The following is a 22,272-nucleotide window of genomic DNA, read 5'->3' on the forward strand; positions in this document are numbered from 1 at the left end:
TGGCGCCCCCCAAGACGCTCCCCGACATCGTCAACTTAGACCGTCGAACCCCTCAGATGGTTACGTTCACATCACTGTGATCTGCGTCTCTTGCATATGTCCGTTAGATGCGCAAGAGCCCGGATATCCCGTCCGAGACCCAAGCGTAAGGATGATGCGCGAGCCTTGTGAAGAGCTTATGTGAGCCGGGCCCGGGACTCCAGAGGGGCTCAAATCACGTTCGCCGTGAACTTAGGGGGAATTCGGGCGACTTCACCGAAATGTCCGCAGCCGCAGACTGTTCGTCACGACGAAGACCGACGAGAACGCCATCGCGGCCCCGGCGATCATCGGGTTCAGCAGGCCCGCGGCGGCGAGCGGCAGCGCGGCCACGTTGTAGCCGAAGGCCCACACCAGATTGCCCTTGATCGTGGCCAGCGTCCGGCGGGACAGCCGGATCGCGTCCGCGGCCACCCGCAGATCGCCGCGGACTAGTGTCAGATCACCCGCCTCGATCGCCGCGTCCGTGCCGGTGCCCATGGCCAGCCCCAGATCGGCGGCGGCGAGCGCGGCCGCGTCGTTGACGCCGTCGCCCACCATGGCGACGACCCGCCCCTCGGCCTGCAGCCGCCGTACCGCGGCGACCTTGTCCTCGGGCAGGACCTCGGCCACCACCTGCTCGATCCCCACGGAGGCCGCCACCGCCTCGGCCACCGCCCGGTTGTCCCCGGTCAGCAGCACCGGAGTGAGCCCCAGCGCGCGCAGCTCCCGCACGGCCTCGGCGCTGGTCTCCTTGACCGCGTCCGCCACGGCCAGCACGGCCCGTGCCGTCCCGTCCCAGCCGGTCAGGACGGCCGTGCGCCCGGCCTTCTCGGCCTCGTCCCGCGCGCGGGCCAGCTCGGGCGGTATGCCGTCGAAGAGCCGCCCCACGGCGACCTCACGGCCCTCCACACGCCCGCGTACGCCCCGCCCGGCGACGTTCTCGAACCCCTCGACGTCCGGCAGCGGGCCCGAACTCTCCTCGGCGCCCCTCGCGATCGCACGGGCGACGGGGTGCTCCGAGGCGTGCTCGACGGCGCCCGCGAGCCGCAGCACCTCCTTCTCGTCGGCGCCGTCGGCGACGTGGACCTGCTGGAGGGTCATCCGGCCGGTGGTGACCGTGCCGGTCTTGTCCAGGACGACGGTGTCGACCCGGCGCGTGGACTCCAGGACCTCCGGGCCCTTGATCAGGATGCCGAGCTGGGCGCCGCGGCCGGTGCCGACCATCAGCGCGGTCGGCGTCGCCAGACCCAGGGCGCACGGGCAGGCGATGATCAGGACCGCGACGCCCGCCGTGAACGCGGCGACACCGTCCCCGGTCAGCCCGAGCCAGACCCCGGCCGTCGCGACGGCGATCAGCAGGACCACCGGCACGAAGATCCCCGCGACCCGGTCGGCGAGCCGCTGTACCTCGGCCTTGCCGTTCTGCGCGTCCTCCACCAGCCGCGCCATCCGCGCGAGCTGCGTGTCGGCGCCGACCCGGGTGGCCTCGACGACCAGCCGGCCACCCGCGTTGACCGTGGCGCCGGTGACCGTGTCCCCGGCCGTCACGTCCACCGGCACCGACTCGCCGGTCAGCATCGAGGCGTCCACCGCGGAGGTTCCCTCGACGACCGTGCCGTCGGTGGCGATCTTCTCCCCGGGCCGCACGACGAACCGGTCGCCGACGGCCAGCCGCTGCGCCGGGATCCGCACTTCGCGCCCGTCCCGCAGTACGGCGACGTCCTTGGCGCCCAGTTCCATCAGCGCCCTGAGCGCGGCTCCGGCGCGGCGCTTGGAACGGGCCTCCAGCCAGCGGCCCAGCAGAATGAAGGCGGTGACGCCCGAGGCGACCTCCAGGTAGATGGCGGAGGCGCCGTCCCCGCGTGAGACGGCGAACTCGAACGGGTGCCGCATGCCCGGCATGCCCGCGTCACCGAGGAACAGCGCCCACAGGGACCAGCCGAACGCGGCCAGGGTGCCCAGGGAGACCAGGGTGTCCATGGTGGCCGCGCCGTGCCGGGCGTTCGTCCAGGCGGCCCGGTGGAAGGGGAGTCCGCCCCAGACGACGACCGGTGCGGCGAGGGTGAGCGAGAGCCACTGCCAGTTGTCGAACTGCAGGGCCGGGACCATCGCCAGCAGGATCACGGGCAGGGCGAGGGCGGCGGAGACGGTGAGGCGCCGCCGGAGGGCGAAGAGCTCGGGGTCCTCGTCGGCCTCGGTGGTCCCGGTGGTCTCCTCCCGCGGGGGCGCCGGCTCCTCGGCGGTGTACCCGGTCTTCACCACGGTGGCGATCAGGTCGGCGACCTCGGTGCCCTCCGGGTAGGCGATCCGGGCCTTCTCCGTCGCGTAGTTCACCGTGGCCGTCACGCCGGCCATGCGGTTGAGCTTCTTCTCGACGCGGGCCGCGCAGGAGGCGCAGGTCATCCCGCCGATGAGCAGCTCGACCTCGGCGAGGGCCGGCTCACGGCCGGCCGGTGCCGGGGCGGTGGTGCTGGTCATGTCCTCACTCCAGTGATGCGCGCGCCCGGGAAGCGCGACGGGCCGTACGGGCCGCGGCGGCGGCGTACGGCCCGTACACGGGTACGAGTGCCAGGGTCGGCGCGTCTCAGACCTCGCCGGCCGCCGGACTCTGGTGGCTCAGGCCCGGCCGGCCAGTTCGAAGCCGGCCTCGTCGACGGCGGAGCGCACGGCCTCGTCGTCGATCGGGGTCGCGGAGACGACGGTGACCTCGCCGGACTTGGCGACGGCCGTCACCGAGCTCACGCCGGGGATCCGGGAGATCTCGCCGGACACCGCGCCCTCGCAGTGTCCGCAGCTCATGCCGCTCACCTTGAAGACGGTGGTGACGGGGCCCGTGGTGTCGGTCTGGGCGGTCATGTCGTTACTCCTCGCAGAGGCAGGTGGGGCTGTGGGGTCCGCTGGTGACCCGCACCGTCCACTGTACCCCTAGGGGGTATCGGCGCACGACGCCCCCGCGAGCGGTCGCAGATACCGCAGGAGGGCGTCCTTCAGCTCCTGTACGTAGGCCTCCCGCTCGGCGCCCTCGTGGGCCAGGACCAGCTCCAGGCCGGCCTTGTAGATGCCGACGCACATCCGGGCGGTGCGCGTGACGGCTGGGGCGGACGCGTCGGGCACGAACGGGGCGAGGAGTGCCTCGACCCGGGCGACCAGGGTGGTGTGCAGTGCGTCGTGCTCCTCGGCGATGCGGCCCGGGATGTCGGGGCCGTGCATCAGCGCGAAGAACGCCGGGTGGCGGCCGTTGAACTCGATGAACCGGTCGACGGCCCCGGCGATCACCTCCTCCAGCGGGGTCGCTGCGGGGTCGATCGGGGTCAGCACCTCGTCGTACGACTGCCGCATCTCGTGCATGAGCCGGCTGCCCAGCTCGATCGCGATCGCTTCCTTGTTCGGGAAGAACTGGTACAGCGTGCCCGGGGAGACGCCTGCCTCGCGGGCGATGGCGTTGGTGCTGGCGGCCGTGTAGCCGGTCGTGGAGAAGACCGCGGCGGCGGCCTCGAGCAGCTGGGTGATGCGGCGCTCGCCGCGGGCCTGGCGGCGGCGCGGCCGGTCTTCGGTGGCCGCCGCCGTCGTCTCGGTACCGGCTTTCTCGGGCTTCTCGGGCACGCGTTATCCCCAGGTCTGATCACGTGATTGACAAACGCGAGCGGTCACTCGCATTCTGGATCCAGAAATACGAGCGATCTCTCGTGTTTGCCGGTTTCTTGGCAGTTCCATGCTGTCAGGCTGCGCCTGGACACGGGTCTCGGTGAAGGGGACACCGCACGATGACCGCAGTCAACACACCACCGCGCGTCCGGGGCTGGACCCGTTTCGTCACCGCCCGGCCCAGACTGTCGCTGCTGGTGGCGCTGGTGCTCACCGCGCTCGCGGTGCTGGCCGGCAGCGGCGTGGCCGACCGGCTCGGCGCCGGTGGCTGGGAGGACCCGGCCGCCGAGTCCACCCACGCGACCAAGGCCCTGGAGCGCGAGTTCCCCGGCTCCCAGCCCAATCTGCTCCTCCTCGTCGACGCGGGTGGCGCCTCGGTCGACGACCCGGCGGTCGCCGCCGAGGCCGAGCGGCTCACCGAGCGGCTGGCGGGCGAGCGGGGCGTCACCGGCATCGGCTCCTACTGGCAGACCCGCGCCGAGGCCCTGCGCTCGCAGGACGGCCACGAGGCGCTGATCGCCGCGCGCATCACCGGCGACGAGAAGACCGCCGGCGAGACCCTGGAGCGCATCGCGCCCCACTACCGCGGCGCACACGGCCCGGCGGAGGTCACGGTCGGCGGCCCCGTCGCCGTACGGCACGAGATGCAGACGATCATCCAGGAGGACCTGACCCGGGCCGAGCTCATCGCCCTGCCGATCACGCTCGTCCTGCTGGTGATGGTCTTCGGCAGCGCCGTCGCGGCCCTGCTGCCGCTCGGCATCGGCATCGTCGCCATCCTCGGGACCAACGCGATCCTGCGCGCCCTCACCGAATTCACCGACGTGTCCGTGTTCGCGATCAACCTCACCACGGCCCTCGGCCTCGGCCTCGCCATCGACTACGCCTTGTTCATCGTCCGCCGCTTCCGCGAGGAACTGTCGACGGGCGCCGAACCCGTGACGGCGATCCGCACCACCCTGCGCACAGCGGGCCGCACCGTGCTGTTCTCCGCCCTCACCGTCGCGGTGTCCCTGGCCGCGATGCTGGTCTTCCCGCAGTACTTCCTGCGCTCCTTCGCCTACGCCGGGATCGCGGTCGTCCTGCTGGCCGCGGCGGCCGCCCTGATCCTGCTCCCGGCCGCACTGACGCTGCTCGGGCACCGGGTCAACTCCTGGGACCTGCGCCGTGTGTTCCGGCGGGGCCACCGGCCGGAGCCGACCGGGGAGGAGGGCGGCGCCTGGGCGCGTACGGCGACGTTCGTCATGCGCCGCGCCCCGGTCTTCGCACTGGGCACGACAGCCGTCCTGGTCCTGCTCGGACTGCCTTTCCTGGGCGTGAAGTTCGGCACCGCCGACGACCGTCAGCTGCCCTCGGCCTCCGAGTCCCACGTCGTGCAGCAGCACATCCGGGAGGGCTTCCCGGGAAGCCCCGGCGGCGGCCTCGAAGTGCTGGCCGAGGGCCGTGCGACCGAGGCTCAGTACGGCGCCTACAGGGAGCGGATCGCCCGGCTTCCCGATGTGCTGCGGGTGGACGGCCCGCTGGTGAAGGGCGACTCCGCGTACTTCACGGTGCTGCCGAAGGGCGAGGCGGTCGGCGATCCGGCGCAGCGTCTCGTCGGCGAACTGCGCGACGTGGACGCCCCCTTCCGCACCGAGGTGACCGGCACGGCGGCCGTACTGGTCGACTCCAAGGACGCCATCGGGGAGCGCCTGCCCCTCGCGGCCGTCTTCATCACGATCGTCACCCTGCTCCTGGTCTTCCTCCTCACGGGCAGCGTGCTGATACCGATCCAGGCGGTCGTGCTGAACGCGCTCAGCCTCACGGCCATGTTCGGCGCGGTCGTCTGGGTCTTCCAGGACGGCCACCTGTCCGGCCTGCTCGGTTTCACCAGCCCGGGCTCCATCGAGACGACCCTGCCGGTCCTGATGTTCTGCGTGGCGTTCGGCCTGTCCATGGACTACGGGGTGTTCCTGCTGTCCCGCATCAAGGAGGAGTACGACCACACCGGCGACCACGACGCGTCCGTGCGGCACGGCCTGCAGCGCACGGGCGGGCTGATCACCGCGGCGGCGGTCATCCTGGCCGTGGTCATGGTCGCGATCGGCACCTCCCGGGTGACCAACACCAAGATGCTCGGGCTGGGCATCGCCCTGGCGGTCCTGATGGACGCGATGATCGTCCGCAGCCTCCTGGTCCCCGCGGTCATGCGCCTCACGGGCCGCGCCACCTGGTGGGCCCCGGGCCCGCTGCGCCGCTTCCACGCACGCTTCGGCCTGAGCGAGGCAGATCCGGGACCGGCGAGGGACGGGGGACCGGCGCCGGACAGGGGACCGGCGAAGGGCGGGGAACCGGCCAGGGACAAGGTCGGCTCCCGGAGCTGACGCCCCGCCGCCCGGGGCTCGCCGACACCGGTCCGTGCCAGGGGCTAGCGTGCCCCCGAGGCGGGACGGACCGGGCCGCGCGTGCACAGCGGCCGGCCCCGGGTCCCGGGTACGAACGGAAGGCGGTAGGTCATGCGGGCCGTGGTGTTCGAGCGGTACGGGGAGCCGGCCGAGGTGCGGGACGTGGCGGATCCCGAGCCCGCGGAGCACGGAGTCGTCGTACGGGTGGAGGCCACGGGGCTGTGCCGCAGCGACTGGCACGGCTGGCAGGGCCACGACCCGGACATCACACTGCCGCACGTACCCGGGCACGAACTCGCCGGCGTCGTCGAGGCGACGGGCGCCCGGGTGACCCGATGGCGGCCCGGCGACCGGGTCACCGTGCCGTTCATCTGCGCCTGCGGCACGTGCCCGTCCTGCGCGGCGGGAGCCCACCAGGTGTGCGAGCGCCAGACCCAGCCCGGCTTCACTCACTGGGGGTCCTTCGCCCAGTACGTCGCGCTGGACCACGCCGACGTCAACCTCGTGGCACTCCCCGGGGAACTGTCCTTCGCGACGGCGGCCTCGCTCGGCTGCCGGTTCGCCACCGCGTACCGGTCGGTGGTGCAGCAGGGCCGGGTCGCGGCGGGGGAGTGGGTGGCGGTCCACGGGTGCGGCGGGGTCGGCCTCTCGGCGGTGATGATCGCGGCGGCGTCGGGCGCGCGGGTCGTGGCCGTCGACGTGTCGGCCGCGGCTCTGGACCTGGCGCGCACGTTCGGGGCGGCGCACTGCCTGGACGCCACGTCCGTACCCGACACCGCGGCGGCCGTCCGGGACGTCACCGGCGGCGGCGCCCACCTCTCCCTCGACGCCCTGGGCTCACCCGTCACCTGCGCCTCTTCGGTGAACGGCCTGCGCCGCCGCGGCCGGCACGTCCAGGTCGGCCTGCTGCCCTCGCCGGACGGCACCACACCCGTGCCGATGGCGCGCGCGATCGCCCTCGAGCTCGAACTGCTCGGCAGCCACGGCATGGCCGCGCACAGCTACCCGCCGATGCTGGAGCTGGTCCGCGGCGGTGTGCTGCGCCCCGATCTGCTGGTGACGTCGACGATCGCGCTGGACGAGGCCCCGGCCGCGCTGTCGGCGATGGGCACGGCACCGGGAGCGGGAGCCACGGTCATCGAACCGTGGAGCTGACGCACCGGTGGACGACCGTGCCCCACGCGAGGGCGGGGCACGGGGGCGGGGCCGGGCGAGGTGGTCAGTCGGCTCTCCGGCCGCGGTTGCCCGGCCGGGAGGCGACCCAGGCCCGGACCGTGTCGGCGTACCAGTAGGGCTTGCCGCCCTCGACGTGGTCGGGCGGGGGCAGCAGCCCGTGTTTGCGGTAGGACCGTACGGTGTCCGGCTGCACCCGGATGTGCGCTGCGATCTCCTTGTAGGACCAGAGTCTCCGGTCGGTCATGACGTGCACCTCCCCGCGCGCACCACGGCGGCGGCCGTGGACGGCCGTCCGGGGGAGCCGGGCGCTGCGCTGGCGATCAACAAGCCTGTGTCCGGTCAACGACGCCACGGTGAGACGGGGCAGGCCCTGTGGGCCGGGTGTGACGGAAGACCCGCGTACACGCGACATGTGTGACAGGGCCGGAGTGTTTGTGACACAGCCGGGGCAAAGAAGCGCGTGGGATCGGCGGCGGGGTGCCTTGACGCCGCACACGCCGCCGGTTGCAGGCCGTCCGGAGAGGCGGGCCGGGGCGCGGGGCTGAAGACTACGGAACTGTGAGGGCACGAACGCGAGGCCCGGTGTGCCCGCAGACGCGGACGCCGGACGGCGCGCAGCGGACGGCGACAGGCGGAAAGCGCTGTCATGATCTGGTCCGAATGTCTGGACAAAACATTGACAGGGCTTCGAGAGGGGGCTAGAAAGCCGGGGAGAGCCGAGCATCGAGGGGACACCGATGACGTACGACCTGATCACCATGGGGCGGATCGGAGTGGACCTGTATCCACTGCAGACCGGCGTCCCGCTGCCGCAGGTCACGTCCTTCGGCAAATTCCTCGGCGGCTCGGCGAGCAACGTCGCGGTCGCGGCGGCCCGTCTGGGACGGCGGACGGCGGTGATCACCCGCACCGGCGACGACCCCTTCGGCACCTATCTCCGCCAGGCCCTGCGGGACTTCGGCGTGGACGACCGCTGGGTCACCCCGGTGCCCGGCCTGCCCACCCCGGTCACCTTCTGCGAGGTCTTCCCGCCGGACGACTTCCCGCTGTACTTCTACCGCCGGCCCAAGGCCCCCGACCTGGAGATCGACGCCCACGAGCTCGACCTCGACGCCGTCCGTGACGCCCGGGTCTTCTGGGTCACGGGTACGGGCCTGAGCGAGGAGCCCAGCCGTACGGCGACCCTCGCGGCCCTCGCCCACCGCGCCAAGGCCGGCACGACCGTCTTCGACCTCGACTGGCGTCCGATGTTCTGGACCGACCCCGACGCCGCCCGTCCCTTCTACGCCGAGGCCCTGCGCCACACCACCGTCGCCGTCGGCAACCTTGACGAGGTGGAGGTCGCCACGGGCGTACGCGAACCGCACACCGCCGCCCGGGCCCTCCTGGACGCGGGCGTCGAACTCGCCGTCGTCAAGCAGGGCCCCAAGGGCGTCCTCGCGGTGAACAGCGCCGGTGAGAGCGCCGAGGTCCCGCCGCTGCCGGTGAACGTCCTCAACGGGCTCGGAGCGGGAGACGCCTTCGGCGGTTGTCTCGTCCACGGTCTGCTGGCCGGGTGGGACCTGGAGACGACCATGCGGCACGCCAACGCCGCCGGCGCCATCGTCGCCTCCCGCCTGGAGTGCTCCTCCGCGATGCCCACCCCGGCCGAGATCGAGGCGGCCGTCACCGCGGGGGCCGTCCGGTGAACGTGGACATCTCCGAACTCGTCAACCTGCGCAGCCACCGCCCGGAGGCGATCGCGGAGGCCGCCGCCCGCCGCACCCGTCGGCCACTGCTGAACGGCAACGGCCGCCTGATGGTCGTCGCCGCCGACCACCCGGCCCGCGGCGCCCTCGGGGTCGGCGGCCGCAGCATGGCCATGGCCAACCGCGCCGACCTGCTCGAACGCCTCTGCCTGGCCCTGTCCCGCCCGGGGGTCGACGGCGTCCTCGCCACGGCGGACATCCTCGACGACCTGCTCCTGCTCGGCGCCCTGGACGGCAAGGTCGTCCTCGGCTCGATGAACCGCGGTGGTCTGCAGGGCGCGAGCTTCGAACTCGACGACCGTTTCACCGGCCACCGCCCCGAGGACATCGAGCGCCTCGGCTTCGACGCGGGCAAGCTGCTCCTGCGCATCGACTACGGCGACCCGGGCTCCCTCACCACGATGGAGTCCACCGCCCGCGCGATCGACGACATGGCCGCCCGGAAACTCCCCGTCTTCGTCGAGCCGTTCCTCAGCCGCCGCACCCCCGAGGGCAAGGTCGTGAACGACCTCTCCGCCGAGGCCGTCACCAAGTCGATCGCCATCGCCTCGGGCCTGGGCGGCACTTCCGCCTACACCTGGCTGAAGGTGCCGGTCACCGAGAACCCCGACGACATGGCCGAGGTCATGGCGGCCTCCACCCTGCCCGCCGTGCTGCTCGGCGGGGAGGTCGGGGACGATCAGGACGGGGCGTACGAGAAGTGGCGCGGCGCCCTGCAACTGCCCACCGTGCGCGGGCTGGTGGTCGGCCGTTCGCTGCTGTATCCGGCGGACGGCGATGTGGCCGCCGCCGTGGACACCGCCGTCGGACTGCTGTGAGGGCCGCATCATGACCACCCACGCCTTCACCACGGCCGACGGCACAGAAGACCGAGAGTTCCCTCGCCCAGGCGGTGGCGCGGAAGTCCGGCAGGTCCCTCTTCCGGACGGCGCGGAAGTCCGGCCGTTCCCCATCCCGGGCAGGTCCCGGGTCCAGATCGCCTCCGGCGCGGGAAGCCGCTTTGCTTTGGCAGGAGCGAAGTGCGAGCGACAACTCCCCGCCCGCTACGGCCCCGCGCCGGAGGTCTCCCGTACGAGGCGCACGCCGCCCCGCCGTGTGAACGTTCGTGGTGACCGTCGCGTATCCGTGACCACCCAGAGGGAGGGACACCGATGACCTCGACGACGCGACTGACGGTCGCACAGGCGCTCGTGCGCTTCCTGTCGGCCCAGTACACCGAACGCGACGGCGTCCGGCAGCGGCTCATCGGCGCCACCTGGGGCATCTTCGGCCACGGCAACGTCGCCGGGATCGGCCAGGCCCTCCTCGAACACACCGAGGAGATGCCCTACCACCAGGGCCGCAACGAGCAGGCCATGGTGCACGCGGCGGTCGGCTACGCCCGCCAGTCGGGCCGGCTGTCCACCCACGCGGTGACGACGTCCATCGGCCCGGGCGCCACCAACCTCGTCACCGGCGCCGCCCTCGCGACCATCAACCACCTTCCGGTGCTGCTCCTGCCCGGCGACGTCTTCGCGACCCGCCCCGCCGACCCGGTCCTGCAACAACTCGAAGTGCCGTACGCGGGCGACGTGTCGGTCAACGACTGCCTGCGCCCGGTGTCGAAGTACTTCGACCGGATCACCCGGCCCGAGGCCCTGATCCCGTCCGCGCTGAACGGGATGCGCGTGCTCACCGACCCCGTCGAGACCGGCGCCGTCACCCTCGCCCTGCCCCAGGACGTGCAGGCCGAGGCGTACGACTGGCCCGAGGAGTTCTTCACCGAGCGCGTCTGGACCGTACGGCGGCCCGGCGCGGACCCGGCCGAACTCGCCGAGGCGGTGCGGACGATCCGGGCGGCGAAGCGGCCCCTGGTCATCGCGGGCGGCGGCGTCCACCACAGCCGCGCCGAGGAGGCCCTCGCCGAGTTCGCCCAGGCCACCGGCATCCCGGTCGCCTCCACCCAGGCCGGCAAGGGCTCCCTGCGCCACGACCACCCCCAGGACGTCGGCGGCGTCGGTCACACCGGCACCGCCACCGCGGACGAACTCGCCCGCACCGCCGACCTGGTGATCGGTGTCGGCACTCGCTACACCGACTTCACCACCGCCTCCGGCACGCTGTTCGGCAACCCCGACGTCCGCTTCCTCAACCTCAACATCGCGCCCTTCGACGGCCACAAGCTCGCCGGTCAGCCGTTGGTCGCGGACGCCCGCAGCGGTCTGCAGGAGCTCACCGCTGCTCTCCGCCTGCACGCCCACCGGGTCGGCGGCACCTACGCCACCGAGTACACGGAGGACAAGGAGCGCTGGGAGCAGCGCGTCGACGCCTGCTACGAGGTGGACGAACCGGACACCCGGCCGACCCAGCCCCAGGTTCTCGGCGCCCTGGACGAGATCGCGGACGCGTCGGACATCCTGATCAACGCCGCCGGCTCCCTCCCCGGCGACCTGCACAAACTGTGGCGGACGCGGTCGCGCGACCAGTACCACCTGGAGTACGGCTACTCCTGCATGGGCTACGAGATACCGGCCGCCATCGGCGTCAAGATGGCCGCCCCGGACCGGCCCGTGTGGGCGCTGGTCGGCGACGGCACGTACCTGATGATGCCCACGGAGCTCGTGACGGCCGTGCAGGAGGGCATCGCGATCAAGGTCCTGATCATCCAGAACCACGGCTACGCCTCGATCGGCGGTCTGTCCGAGTCGGTGGGCGGCGAGCGGTTCGGCACCGCCTACCGCTTCCCGGCCGAGGACGGCTCCCACACCGGGGCGCCGCTGCCCGTCGACCTCGCCGCCAACGCGGCCAGCCTCGGTATGCGCGTCCTGCGCGCGAAGACCGTCCGGGACCTGCGCGAGGCCCTCGCCGAGGCCCGGGCGGCCGACACTCCCACATGTGTCTACGTCGAGACCCAAACGGCAGACACAGTGTCGGGCGCGCCTCCCGCGCAGGCCTGGTGGGATGTACCCGTGGCCGAGACCGCGACACGGCCGTCCGCGGTCAAGGCACGTGAGCTGTACGAACGGCACGTCTCCACCCGACGCCGCCATCTGTGAAGGAGTTCCCGGCCATGACGAAGATCGTCAACCACTGGATCGGCGGCAAGGCCGTCGAAGGCGCCTCGGGCACGCACGGGCCGGTGACCAACCCGGCGACCGGCGAGGTGACGACGAAGGTCGCGTACGCCTCGGTCGACGAGGTGGACGCGGCGGTCGCCGCCGCCAAGGAGGCCTACCTGACCTGGGGCCAGTCCTCGCTGGCCCAGCGCACCTCGATCCTGTTCACGTTCCGCGCCCTGCTGGACGCCAACCGGGACGCGATCGCCGAGCTGATCACCGCCGAGCACGGCAAGGTCCACTCCGACGCCCTCGGCGAGGTCGCCCGCGGCCTGGAGATCGTCGACCTGGCCTGCGGCATCAGCGTGCAGCTGAAGGGCGAGCTGTCCACGCAGGTCGCCAGCCGCGTCGACGTGTCCTCCATCCGCCAGCCGCTCGGCGTCGTCGCCGGCATCACGCCGTTCAACTTCCCGGCGATGGTGCCGATGTGGATGTTCCCCATCGCCATCGCCTGCGGCAACACGTTCGTGCTGAAGCCGTCCGAGAAGGACCCGTCGGCGTCCGTCAAGATCGCCGAGCTGCTCGCCGAGGCGGGCCTGCCCGACGGTGTCTTCAACGTCGTCCACGGCGACAAGGTGGCCGTCGACCGCCTCCTGGAGCACCCGGACGTCAAGGCCGTCTCCTTCGTCGGCTCCACCCCGATCGCCCGCTACATCCACACCACCGCCTCCGCCAACGGCAAGCGCGTCCAGGCCCTGGGCGGCGCCAAGAACCACATGCTGGTCCTCCCGGACGCCGACCTCGACGCGGCCGCCGACGCCGCCGTCTCGGCCGCGTACGGCTCCGCCGGTGAGCGCTGCATGGCCATCTCCGCGGTCGTCGCCGTCGGCTCGATCGGCGACGAGCTCGTGGAGAAGATCCGCGAGCGCGCCGAGAAGATCAAGATCGGCCCCGGCGACGACCCGGCCTCCGAGATGGGCCCGCTCATCACCAAGGTCCACCGCGACAAGGTCGCCTCCTACGTCGAGGGCGCGGCCGCCGAGGGTTGCGAGGTCGTCCTGGACGGCACCGGCTTCACCGTCGACGGCTTCGAGGACGGCCACTGGATCGGCATCTCGCTGCTCGACAAGGTGCCCACGTCCGCGAAGGCCTACCAGGACGAGATCTTCGGCCCGGTGCTGACCGTGCTGCGCACCGAGACGTACGAGGAGGCCCTGGACCTCATCAACGCGTCGCCGTTCGGCAACGGCACGGCGATCTTCACCCGGGACGGCGGCGCGGCCCGCCGCTTCCAGCTGGAGGTCGAGGCCGGCATGGTGGGCGTGAACGTCCCGATCCCGGTCCCCGTCGGCTACCACAGCTTCGGCGGCTGGAAGGACTCGCTCTTCGGAGACCACCACATCTACGGCAACGACGGCACGCACTTCTACACCCGCGGCAAGGTCGTCACCACCCGCTGGCCGGACCCGGCCGATGCCCCGGCGGGCGTGGACCTGGGCTTCCCGCGCAACCACTGACACCGGGTGCCGGGGCCGTCCGCATCGCGGACGGCCCCACTTTTTTGCGCGCCCCGCCTACGGTTCCCGCACCGGCCGGATCCGTGACGCAGAAGCGCGGAAGCAACGCTAAACCGCGCCATAGAGATCACTTGGCTACGGATTTCGTAGGTCAACACCCATTGACGTGACGGTTTCCGTCGATGTTGCATCCCCCACGTGACCGACACCCTCACCCCTGTCGAGGCCGCCGTCGCGCAGGCGTCGGGCGGCCCCAAGAAGCTGAAGCGCTCCATCGGAGTCGTCGGCGGCACCCTCCTCACCCTGTCCTGCGTGACCCCCGCCTCCACCCTGTTCGTGGTGGTCCCCGACCTGTTCGGCTCGCTCGGCACCGCCACCGCCCTCACCATCGCCATCGGCTCGCTGCTCTGCGTGGCGGTGGCGTTCTGCTACGCGGAGCTGGGCACCCTCGTCCCCAGCGCCGGCGGCGAGTACGCCATGGTCTCGACGATGGCCGGACGGCTCGCGGGCTGGCTGGTGTTCGTCCTGTCCCTGCTGGTCGTCATGATCGTCCCGCCGGTCATCGCGATGGGCACGGCCGACTACCTCGCCCCCCTCGTCCACCTCGACCCGTCCTGGACGGGCGCCTCGGTGATGCTGCTCGCGACCCTGGCCGGTCTGCTCGATCTGCGGGCCAACGCCTGGATCACCGGAGTCTTCCTGGTCCTGGAGGTCATCGCGGCGGCGGTGGTGGCGGTCCTGGGCTTCACGCACGCCGAGCGCGGCGCCGGCAGCCTGGTCTCGATGCGGGTGGCGGGCCCGGACGGCGCCCCGGACACCGTCACGGCCCTCCTGGTGGTCTCCGGCCTTGCGATCGCCCTGTTCGTCACGCAGGGCTTCTCCACGGCGGTCTACCTCTCCGAGGAACTGGAGAACCCCCGCCGCTCGGTGGCCCGCACGGTCCTGGCCACCCTCGCCCTGTCCACCGTGATCATCCTGGTCCCGGTCGCCGCCATCACCCTGGGCGCCCCCGGCCTCGCCGCCCTCACCGGCGGGGACATCAGCACCATGGTCACGGCCTGGTCCAACTCGGCCGTCGGCACGTTCGTCAGCCTCTGCGTGGCCCTCGCGATCATCAACGCGGGCATCGTCATGGTCATCCAGAACTCCCGCGTCCTGTTCGCCTCGGCCCGCGACAAGGCCTGGCCCGGACCGGTCAACACCCTCTTCTCCCGCCTCGGCCGCTTCGGCTCCCCCTGGGTCTCCACCCTCGCCGTCGGCGTCCCCGGCGCGGCCCTGTGCTTCGTGAACCTGGACACCCTGTACGGCGTCACGGGCGTGTCGGTGACGGGCATGTACCTCCTGGTCGCCGCCGCGGCCCTCCTCACCCGCCGCGGCACCCACCGCCACACCCGGGCCTGGCGCATGCCGCTGTGGCCGACGGCCCCCGTCCTCCTGATCGCGGTCCTGCTCTACATCCTGATCCAGCAGGACCCGACGTACCTGCTCTGGACGGGCGGCATCACGGCAGCGGCCACCCTGTACTGGGCCCTCTACCTCCGCCCGCGCAGGGAAACGCGGTGGCTGGTGTCGGTACCGGAGGAGTAACGCCGGCTCTTTTGTGATGCGCCGGGAGCCGCCATGCCCTCAGGGGCGCGGGGAACTGCGCGAACAACTCCCGAGCACCCGCACCCGGCACACCACAGCAACCTTTCGGAGCTCACCCCCGTACACCACCCGCAGTACGCCCAAAACTCCGTGTACACCCCTGGAAGGCCCCGCACTTCGGTCTCCGGTCGACAACTCTTCGACAGCTTCACCCCGTACCGTTGACGCATGGATCTTCGACTGCCCGGCCTCCCCGGGCTGCTGCGGCGGCCCCGGCGGCTCCTCGCCGCCGGGGCCGCCGTCGTCGTCCTCGCCGGCGCGGGAACGTGGACGGCCGTCGCGAACGACGAGGCACCCCCGGTCCACCGCGAGGACCGGACCCTGCCCACCGGCGACGGCATCCGCATCGACACCTCCTTCTTCACCTCCGGAGGAGACCGCCGCCGCCCCGCCGTCCTGCTCGGGCACGGCTTCGGCGGCAGCAAGAACGACGTACGGCAGCAGGCCCAGGACCTCGCCCGGGACGGCTACGCGGTCCTGACCTGGTCGGCCCGCGGCTTCGGCAAGTCGAACGGGAAGATCGGCCTGAACGACCCCGAGGGCGAGGTCGCCGACGTCTCGAAGCTCATCGACTGGCTGGCCGAGCAGCCCCAGGTCGAACTCGACAAGAAGGGCGACCCCCGCGTCGGCATGGCCGGTGCCTCCTACGGCGGCGCCATCGCCCTGCTCACGGCGGGCCACGACGACCGCGTCGACGCCATCGCCCCGGCGATCACCTACTGGAACCTCGCCGACGCCCTCTTCCCCAACGGCGTGTTCAAGAAGCTCTGGGCCGGCATCTTCGTCAACTCCGGCGGCGGCTGCGGGAAGTTCGAGCCCGCACTGTGCCGGATGTACGCGCGGGTCGCGGAGTCGGGCACACCGGACGCCGAGGCGCGGAAGATGCTCGACGAGCGCTCGCCGTCCGCCGTCGGCAAGAACATCAAGGTGCCGACCCTGCTGTCGCAGGGCCAGTCCGACTCCCTCTTCCCGCTCGGCCAGGCCGACCAGGCCGCGAGGGCCATCCGGGCCAACGGCGCCCCCGTCGACGTCGACTGGATCGCCGGGGGCCACGACGGCGGCGACCTGGAGACCGGCCGGATCGAAGCCCGCGTGACGTCCTGGTTCGACCGCTACCTCAAGGACGACAAGGGCACCGACACCGGCCCCGCCTTCCGCGTCAGCCGCACCCTCGGCCAGGGCTCCGGCGACGGCGAACCCCGCCTGACCGGGGTGACGTCGGACCGCTACCCCGGCCTGGAGAGCAAGCAGCGCTCCCTCTCCCTGGCGGGCCGCGAGCAGAGCTTCGACAATCCGCCCGGCGCCAGCCCGCCCGGTGTGTCCGCCCTGCCCGGCCTCGGCGGCGCCGGAGGCCTCAGCCAGCTCTCCACCCTCGGCATCGGCGTCTCCCTGGACTTCCCCGGCCAGTTCGCCGCGTTCGAGTCCGCGCCGCTGCGCGAGGACCTCCAGATCACCGGCTCGCCCACCGCGACCGTCCACGTGAAGTCCACCGGCGACGACGCCGTCCTCTTCGCGAAGCTCTACGACGTCGGCCCCGGCGGCCGCACCCGTCCGGTCCTGCCCTCGCAGCTCGTCACGCCCATCCGGGTCGAGGGCGCCAAAGCCGGCAAGGACGTCACCATCACCCTCCCGGCGATCGACCACGAGGTCGACGACGGCCACCGGCTGCGCCTGGTCCTGGCCTCGACGGACCTCGGCTACGCCTCCCCGGCCACCCCGGCGACCTACACCGTCTCCCTCGAGGGCGACCTGTCTGTCCCCTCGGCCCTCGGGCAGCGCGACACCCAGGACGGGTTGCCCGCCTGGGTGTGGTGGCTGCCGCTGGCCGGAGCCGGCATCGCGCTCGCGCTGATCCTCACCGGCCGCCGCCGCACGGCCGCACCCGCCCCGCCGGACCCGGCCCTGGCCGAAGTCCCCCTCCAGATCACGGACCTGACCAAGCGGTACGCGAAGTCCGCCGACCGGTACGCCGTCAAGGACCTCTCCTTCCGCGTGGAGCAGGGCCAGGTGCTCGGCCTGCTCGGCCCCAACGGGGCGGGCAAGACCACCACCCTGCGCATGCTGATGGGACTCATCCGGCCCGACGGCGGCGAGATCCGCGTCTTCGGCCACGCCATCAGCGCAGGCGCCCCGGTCCTCTCCCGGGTCGGCGCCTTCGTCGAGGGCGCGGGCTTCCTGCCCCACCTGTCCGGCCGCGAGAACCTGGAGCTGTACTGGCGCGCCACCGGCCGGCCCGCCGAGGACGCGCACCTGGAGGAGGCCCTGGTGATCGCGGGCCTCGGCGACGCCCTCGCCCGCGCGGTGCGCACCTACTCCCAGGGCATGCGCCAGCGCCTGGCCATCGCCCAGGCCATGCTCGGCCTGCCGGATCTGCTCATCCTCGACGAGCCGACCAACGGCCTGGACCCGCCCCAGATCCGCGAGATGCGCGAGGTGATGATCCGCTACGCCGCCGCCGGCCGCACGGTCATCGTCTCCAGCCACCTCCTCGCCGAGGTCGAGCAGACCTGCACCCACCTGGTCGTGATGGACCACGGACAGCTCGTCCAGGCGGGCCCGGTCGCGGACATCGTCGGCTCGGGCGACACCCTCCTGGTGGGCACGGCCACGCCGGTGGACGAACCCGTCGTGGAGAAGGTCGCAGCCCTGCCCGGAGTCGCCTCCGCTGTACGTGTCGACGAGGGGCTCCTGGTCCGGCTCGACGCCGACGGCACCCCGCAGCGCCTGGTCGCCGAGCTCGTACGGCTCGACGTACCGGTGCAATCGGTCGGCCCGCACCGCCGTCTGGAGGACGCCTTCCTCACCCTGATCGGAGCCGAAGCATGAGCAAGCTCGCCGAGCCGCCCGTCGAGGTCGCCGACGGCTACCGCGCGGGCCGCACCCTGCCCTTCCGCGTCGAGCTGGTCCGGCAGCTGAAGCGGCGCCGCAGCATGGTGATGGGAGGCGTCCTGTTCGCCCTGCCGATCATCCTGCTGATCGCCTTCCAGGCCGGCGGTGACCCGGGCGGCAACAACAACCGCGTCAATCTCATGGACACGGCGACCGCGTCCGGAGCGAACTTCGCCGCCGTCAACCTCTTCTCCGCCGCGGGCTTCCTGCTCGTCATCCCGGTCGCCCTGTTCTGCGGGGACACGGTCGCCTCAGAGGCGAGCTGGTCGTCCCTGCGCTATCTGCTCGCCGCCCCCGTGCCCCGGGCCCGGCTGCTGTGGTCGAAGCTGGCGGTCGGACTCACCCTGAGCCTGGCCGCGTTGGTGCTGCTCCCGGTCGTGGCCCTCGCCGCGGGCACGGCCGCGTACGGCTGGGGACCGCTCGAACTGCCCACCGGCGGCAGCCTGTCCACCGGCACCGCGGTGCAGCGCATGCTGATCGTCGTCGCGTACATCATGGTGTCCCAACTGGTGACCGCCGCCCTCGCGTTCTGCCTGTCGACCCGCACCGACGCCCCGCTCGGCGCGGTCGGCGGGGCGGTGTTCCTCACCATCATCGGCAGCGTCCTCGACGAGGTGACGGCTCTCGGCGACTGGCGCCACTTCCTGCCGGCGCACTGGCAGTACGCCTGGCTGGACGCCGTCCGGCCGCAGCTGGAGTGGACGGACATGATCCAGGGCGCGTCGGTCTCGGTGACGTACGCGCTCGTGTTGTTCGCCCTGGCCTTCCGCGGTTTCGCCCGCAAGGACGTCGTCTCCTAGGTCGACGGAGGATCCCCCCGGGTCTCGGCGGGCCCTTCGCGGGGCCGCTTCGAGACGCATCCGCAGTGCCCCGCTGCGCGCAGGGGCCGCATTTCGCGGACGTCACGAGTGAGGGTGGAGCGGTCGACGCCGAACCAGCAAGCCGGCACATCGTGCGGCGTGGTGGCGTGGCGCAGATGCACCAGCGTGGCGGGGTCGACGAACACCAATGGGTGCCTCGCGCCCGCTCCCGCGGCCTGGAAGTGGGCTTGCCCCCGGTGCCGTTCATGCCACGACGGGCCTGTCTCCGCGATGAGCTCGGTGAACACGCCGGTCGGCAGACCTGTGCTCCTCCGGTCGCTGATGATCGCTGCCTTCCCACTGCCCTCTTGGGCGCCTTACAACAACGCCACCCGCGCGACCCGAAGGCTCGGTAGGCAGTCCTATGGAAGAAAAAAATGATGAGTTGCCCGATTGGGGCCACTCCATCGGGTGTGCCGGAAATGAGGCGTTAGGTGAGTCCTGTGTTATGTTCTGTAACCAGTCGGACACGACCCGTAAGGAGGGTCGTGTGCGTGAGAAAAATGGAGACACCATGCACAAGTTCAAGAAGGCAGCGGCCCTGGCCGTCATGGTCGGTGGCATTGGCCTGGCCGGCGGTGGAGTTGCCAGCGCCAACGGCGGCTACTCCTCGGACCCGTTCCCGGGTGTTGCCGTCGAAAACCTGCAGGTGCTGCAGTGCGAGCAGGAGTTCGACGCTGGTGCCGCCTTCGCGCCCGTGACCGGCGCTGTCACCGGTGACAACGACCAGAACACCGGCAACTTCTGCGCGCAGGTCGCCGTAGAGGACTGATTGTCCCCACAGCTTCAAAAGAGGGTCTCGCGTGAACGATGCGAGGCCCTCTATCTGTTGTCGGGTCTGTATTCGAAATTCTTGGCTATCCGTCACCCAGAGTGATTCCCTCCGCTCTGCATATGTATTTCCGGGCGTATAGCCGAAATGGGTGCGCCCAAATGGGTGTGTCGGGAATGGAGAATCCGAGCCGGCGCATGCTAGCGTCTGTGACGAAACAAACACGGTGCGTAAGGATGCCGTGTTCGTGAACGAAATCGGAGAAGCAATGCAGAAGCTCAAGACGGTTGCGGCCGTGGCGGTCATGGTCGGCGGCCTGGGTGTCGTCGGCAGCGGTGTCGCCAGCGCCGGCGACGGCCCGATCCTCGTCGACAACGTGCAGATCATGGAGTGCGAGCAGTCGTTCGACGGTGGGCTTGCCTTCGCCCCGATCAACCCGGTCGAGGTCGGCGAGGACAACGACCAGAACACCGGCAACTTCTGCGCGCAGGTCGCCGTAGAGGACTGACCCGCGGAATGCCGAGTGGCAGGGTCTCGTGCGCGATGCGAGACCCGCTCCTCGGTTCGGGCAGCCAACGTTCAGAGGGCGTCGGCGGACAAAGCGTCACGCCCTACCCATGCCGATTGAGGCCATGGCGCCGCATCGGCCAAGAGTTACTAGGAGACACGGGTGCGCAGGTTCAACAAGGTAATGCTCATGACGAGTGCGATCAGCGGTGTCGGTCTCGTCGCCGCAGGAGCAGCCCACGCGGACTGCGCGGGTGACCCGCCCGCGCCCCGTCCCACCGTCGAGAATGCCCAGCTTCTGCACTGTGAGCAGGAATTCGACGGGGGTTCCCTTCTCACGGTCAGCGCGCCGATCAGCGTCCTCGGTGACAGCGTCACCAACATCGGCAACTTCTGCACGCAGACTGCGCCCGCAAGCTGATCGCACAACACGCACGTTGCTCGGCCGCTGAACCAGGCCCAGTGGCGTGCGCGCCACCACACGCCTGAAAGCCGGTGACCACGCAAACGGGCAAAATCGAATAGCCATAGCGGTCATCGCTCCCGATGGCCGCTTTTGATCTTTCCCAGGATCCGGTCGAAAGTGCGCCGGCTTGAGGAATGTTCATGGTGACGATCTTGGAATCGTTCTGCCGATGCCCGAATTGACCCGGTCCTGATCGAATATCCCAGCCTTCCTCAAACCAGAAAGACGACTACGACATGCGACGAAACTTCAGCAAGGGAATGATCGTGGCGAGCGCCGCGTCGAGCATCCTGTCCCTGTGGGCCGTCCCTGCCCTTGCGGACTCCGGCGCTGAGGAGGCCACGGGCGACCGGCTCAGCACCCCGACCCGCAGCGCATCCGCTTTCTCGGAGGAAGGCACTTGCGCAGGAAAAGTCGCTCCTCGCGAGTGCGATGTGAACATCGCCGACGATCAGCGCGCCGCCGCCGGTTACGGCGACGACAGCAGCCCGGGAGAGGAAGGCACGCGACGGACCGAGGGCGCCCTTCAGCCGGGCACCGCCGACGCACCGCGGAGTGTTCCCCAGGCTGACGTCGTTCGCAGCATTGGCCGGCACGTGGACGAGGCGGCGAGCTTGTCATCCAGCCGCCCAGGGGGCGAAGTGGCGGAGAGGGTCGTCGAAGGCCTCTCCTCCGGACATGGCGAACGCCCCGATGAGGAGGGCGGCTACGGGGATGACTCCGCCACGGGGGGTGGCTACGGCGATGACGGCGCCACGGGGGGTGGCTACGGCGATGACGGCGACACGGGGGGCGGCTACGGTGACGACGGCGACACAGGGGGCGGCTACGGTGAAACGCCGGCTCCCACGCCCAGTACGCCTCCGGTGACGCCGCCCGATGCCACCCCTCCGGTGACGCCGCCCGCAGCCAATCCGCACCAGCCGCCGTCCATGGCTGAAACGGGTGCGGGGCGAGGGACGCTTGCGACCTCGGGGATCGCTGCGGCGCTAGTGACCGGTGGTGTGCTCCTGTACCGCCGGGGCCGCGTGATGTCCTGCAAGTAGCGACGCCCCTCTTGGTGCCGGACGGCTGGTGCCGTCCGGCACCGACGAAGCCTTATTCACCCTTTTCCGCCCGGGTATTGCAATTGGGTTCCCAACTACTTCTAAGGTCTCATATGAAGACTCGGCGATTTCCTGGGGGCCGATACCGGAGTGGCCTGTAATCGTTAGGCACGGTGTCATAACTCCGGCATATACGTGCCGAGGAAAGGAAACTGATGAACGCTCTCAAGACTGTCGCCGTCGTTGCTGGGACCGTGATCGCCGCCGGCGCTGCCGCGCCCGCATACGCCAACGAAGCGGACGCCGCTGCCAGCGTCGACTTGAGCACCGTTACCGAAACCGTCGACGAGCGGACCGGTGACGGCGCCCCGCTGCAGCAGAAGGCCGAAAAGCTCGGCCTCACGAAGGAGGGCCGGGTGGGCAAGACGCTGAAGAACTCGACTCACCGTCTCAGCAACTCCGGTTCCCTGCTGGGCGGTCTGCCCGTAAATCGCTGAGAACGCTGCTGACCCACTGCTGCGGGTGGGTCAGGGACCGCCCCCCATAGGCCGATTTCGCG

Annotated in this window: 18 protein-coding genes and 2 pseudogenes; 15 read left to right on the forward strand and 5 right to left on the reverse strand. The window is 71.1% G+C overall.

The genetic code is table 11. The features are described from left to right. Nucleotides 1-252 precede the first annotated feature (252 nt). The 3 genes from AB0937_RS02640 to AB0937_RS02650 all read right to left on the reverse strand — a co-directional run bounded on the left by AB0937_RS02640 (nt 253) and on the right by AB0937_RS02650 (nt 3,624). Nucleotides 253-2,499, reverse strand: coding sequence for a heavy metal translocating P-type ATPase (locus AB0937_RS02640; RefSeq protein WP_366709112.1), 2,247 nt, complete (start codon nt 2,497-2,499; stop codon nt 253-255). Nucleotides 2,500-2,637: 138 nt separating this feature from the next. Next, nucleotides 2,638-2,877 (reverse strand): heavy-metal-associated domain-containing protein, encoded by a 240-nt coding sequence (locus AB0937_RS02645; protein ID WP_366709113.1) that lies wholly within the window; start codon nt 2,875-2,877, stop codon nt 2,638-2,640. A 69-nt stretch (nt 2,878-2,946) separates the two neighbouring features. Then, nucleotides 2,947-3,624: a TetR/AcrR family transcriptional regulator gene (locus AB0937_RS02650; RefSeq protein ID WP_366709114.1), complete on the reverse strand. Its 678-nt coding sequence runs from the start codon at nt 3,622-3,624 to the stop codon at nt 2,947-2,949. A 161-nt stretch (nt 3,625-3,785) separates the two neighbouring features. Here AB0937_RS02650 and AB0937_RS02655 point away from each other — a divergent pair, with 161 nt between their 5' ends. Both AB0937_RS02655 and AB0937_RS02660 read left to right on the forward strand, forming a co-directional pair. Next, the gene (locus tag AB0937_RS02655) at nt 3,786-6,029 is read left to right on the forward strand and encodes an MMPL family transporter (RefSeq protein WP_366709115.1); all 2,244 of its coding nucleotides are present in this window, start codon (nt 3,786-3,788) and stop codon (nt 6,027-6,029) included. Nucleotides 6,030-6,161: 132 nt separating this feature from the next. Then, nucleotides 6,162-7,205, forward strand: a complete 1,044-nt coding sequence (locus tag AB0937_RS02660; RefSeq protein WP_366709116.1) for a zinc-dependent alcohol dehydrogenase family protein — start codon at nt 6,162-6,164, stop codon at nt 7,203-7,205. Between the two features lie 64 nt (nt 7,206-7,269). Here AB0937_RS02660 and AB0937_RS02665 read toward each other — a convergent pair whose 3' ends face one another. Beyond that, nucleotides 7,270-7,470 carry a MerR family transcriptional regulator gene (locus AB0937_RS02665; RefSeq protein ID WP_234847426.1) on the reverse strand — a complete coding sequence of 67 codons (201 nt, stop codon included), beginning with the start codon at nt 7,468-7,470 and terminating at the stop codon, nt 7,270-7,272. A gap of 493 nt (nt 7,471-7,963) precedes the next feature. Between AB0937_RS02665 and iolC the strand changes: the two genes are divergently transcribed. The 8 genes and pseudogenes from iolC to AB0937_RS02705 all read left to right on the forward strand — a co-directional run bounded on the left by iolC (nt 7,964) and on the right by AB0937_RS02705 (nt 18,862). Then, on the forward strand, nt 7,964-8,914 hold the full coding sequence (gene iolC, locus AB0937_RS02670; protein ID WP_366709117.1) for a 5-dehydro-2-deoxygluconokinase: 951 nt from the start codon (nt 7,964-7,966) through the stop codon (nt 8,912-8,914). Continuing rightward, a complete protein-coding gene (locus AB0937_RS02675) occupies nt 8,911-9,792 on the forward strand; it encodes a deoxyribose-phosphate aldolase (RefSeq protein ID WP_366709118.1) in 882 nt (293 codons plus the stop codon). The genes iolC and AB0937_RS02675 overlap by 4 nt, the downstream gene beginning before the upstream one ends. Nucleotides 9,793-9,925: 133 nt before the next feature. Next, nucleotides 9,926-10,039: pseudogene (locus tag AB0937_RS02680) on the forward strand (5-deoxy-glucuronate isomerase); the annotation flags it as partial. A gap of 86 nt (nt 10,040-10,125) precedes the next feature. After that, nucleotides 10,126-12,009, forward strand: coding sequence for a 3D-(3,5/4)-trihydroxycyclohexane-1,2-dione acylhydrolase (decyclizing) (gene iolD / locus AB0937_RS02685; RefSeq protein WP_366709119.1), 1,884 nt, complete (start codon nt 10,126-10,128; stop codon nt 12,007-12,009). 14 nt (nt 12,010-12,023) lie between these two features. Then, complete coding sequence (gene mmsA / locus AB0937_RS02690; protein ID WP_366709120.1) at nt 12,024-13,526, forward strand: CoA-acylating methylmalonate-semialdehyde dehydrogenase; 1,503 nt, start codon at nt 12,024-12,026, stop codon at nt 13,524-13,526. A gap of 198 nt (nt 13,527-13,724) precedes the next feature. Then, nucleotides 13,725-15,113, forward strand: a complete 1,389-nt coding sequence (locus tag AB0937_RS02695) for an APC family permease (protein WP_366709121.1) — start codon at nt 13,725-13,727, stop codon at nt 15,111-15,113. A 228-nt stretch (nt 15,114-15,341) separates the two neighbouring features. Continuing rightward, a complete protein-coding gene (locus AB0937_RS02700; protein ID WP_366709122.1) occupies nt 15,342-17,999 on the forward strand; it encodes a CocE/NonD family hydrolase in 2,658 nt (885 codons plus the stop codon). Continuing rightward, nucleotides 17,996-18,862, forward strand: a complete 867-nt coding sequence (locus AB0937_RS02705) for an ABC transporter permease (RefSeq protein ID WP_366709123.1) — start codon at nt 17,996-17,998, stop codon at nt 18,860-18,862. The genes AB0937_RS02700 and AB0937_RS02705 overlap by 4 nt, the downstream gene beginning before the upstream one ends. 74 nt (nt 18,863-18,936) lie before the next feature. Here AB0937_RS02705 and AB0937_RS02710 read toward each other — a convergent pair. After that, nucleotides 18,937-19,182, reverse strand: a pseudogene (locus AB0937_RS02710) (transposase); the annotation flags it as partial. Nucleotides 19,183-19,436: 254 nt separating this feature from the next. Here AB0937_RS02710 and AB0937_RS02715 point away from each other — a divergent pair. The 5 genes from AB0937_RS02715 to AB0937_RS02735 all read left to right on the forward strand — a co-directional run bounded on the left by AB0937_RS02715 (nt 19,437) and on the right by AB0937_RS02735 (nt 22,210). Further along, a complete protein-coding gene (locus AB0937_RS02715; RefSeq protein ID WP_366709124.1) occupies nt 19,437-19,694 on the forward strand; it encodes a hypothetical protein in 258 nt (85 codons plus the stop codon). 247 nt (nt 19,695-19,941) lie between these two features. Continuing rightward, nucleotides 19,942-20,202, forward strand: coding sequence for a hypothetical protein (locus AB0937_RS02720; protein WP_366709125.1), 261 nt, complete (start codon nt 19,942-19,944; stop codon nt 20,200-20,202). A gap of 189 nt (nt 20,203-20,391) precedes the next feature. Continuing rightward, nucleotides 20,392-20,622: a hypothetical protein gene (locus AB0937_RS02725; RefSeq protein ID WP_366709126.1), complete on the forward strand. Its 231-nt coding sequence runs from the start codon at nt 20,392-20,394 to the stop codon at nt 20,620-20,622. 281 nt (nt 20,623-20,903) lie between these two features. Beyond that, on the forward strand, nt 20,904-21,713 hold the full coding sequence (locus tag AB0937_RS02730) for a hypothetical protein (RefSeq protein ID WP_366709127.1): 810 nt from the start codon (nt 20,904-20,906) through the stop codon (nt 21,711-21,713). A 215-nt stretch (nt 21,714-21,928) separates the two neighbouring features. Beyond that, nucleotides 21,929-22,210, forward strand: a complete 282-nt coding sequence (locus tag AB0937_RS02735; protein WP_366709128.1) for a hypothetical protein — start codon at nt 21,929-21,931, stop codon at nt 22,208-22,210. Nucleotides 22,211-22,272 lie beyond the last annotated feature (62 nt).

Origin of the sequence: Streptomyces sp. NPDC047880 (assembly GCF_040706515.1) — a bacterium.
Classification (GTDB): Bacteria; Actinomycetota; Actinomycetes; order Streptomycetales; family Streptomycetaceae; genus Streptomyces.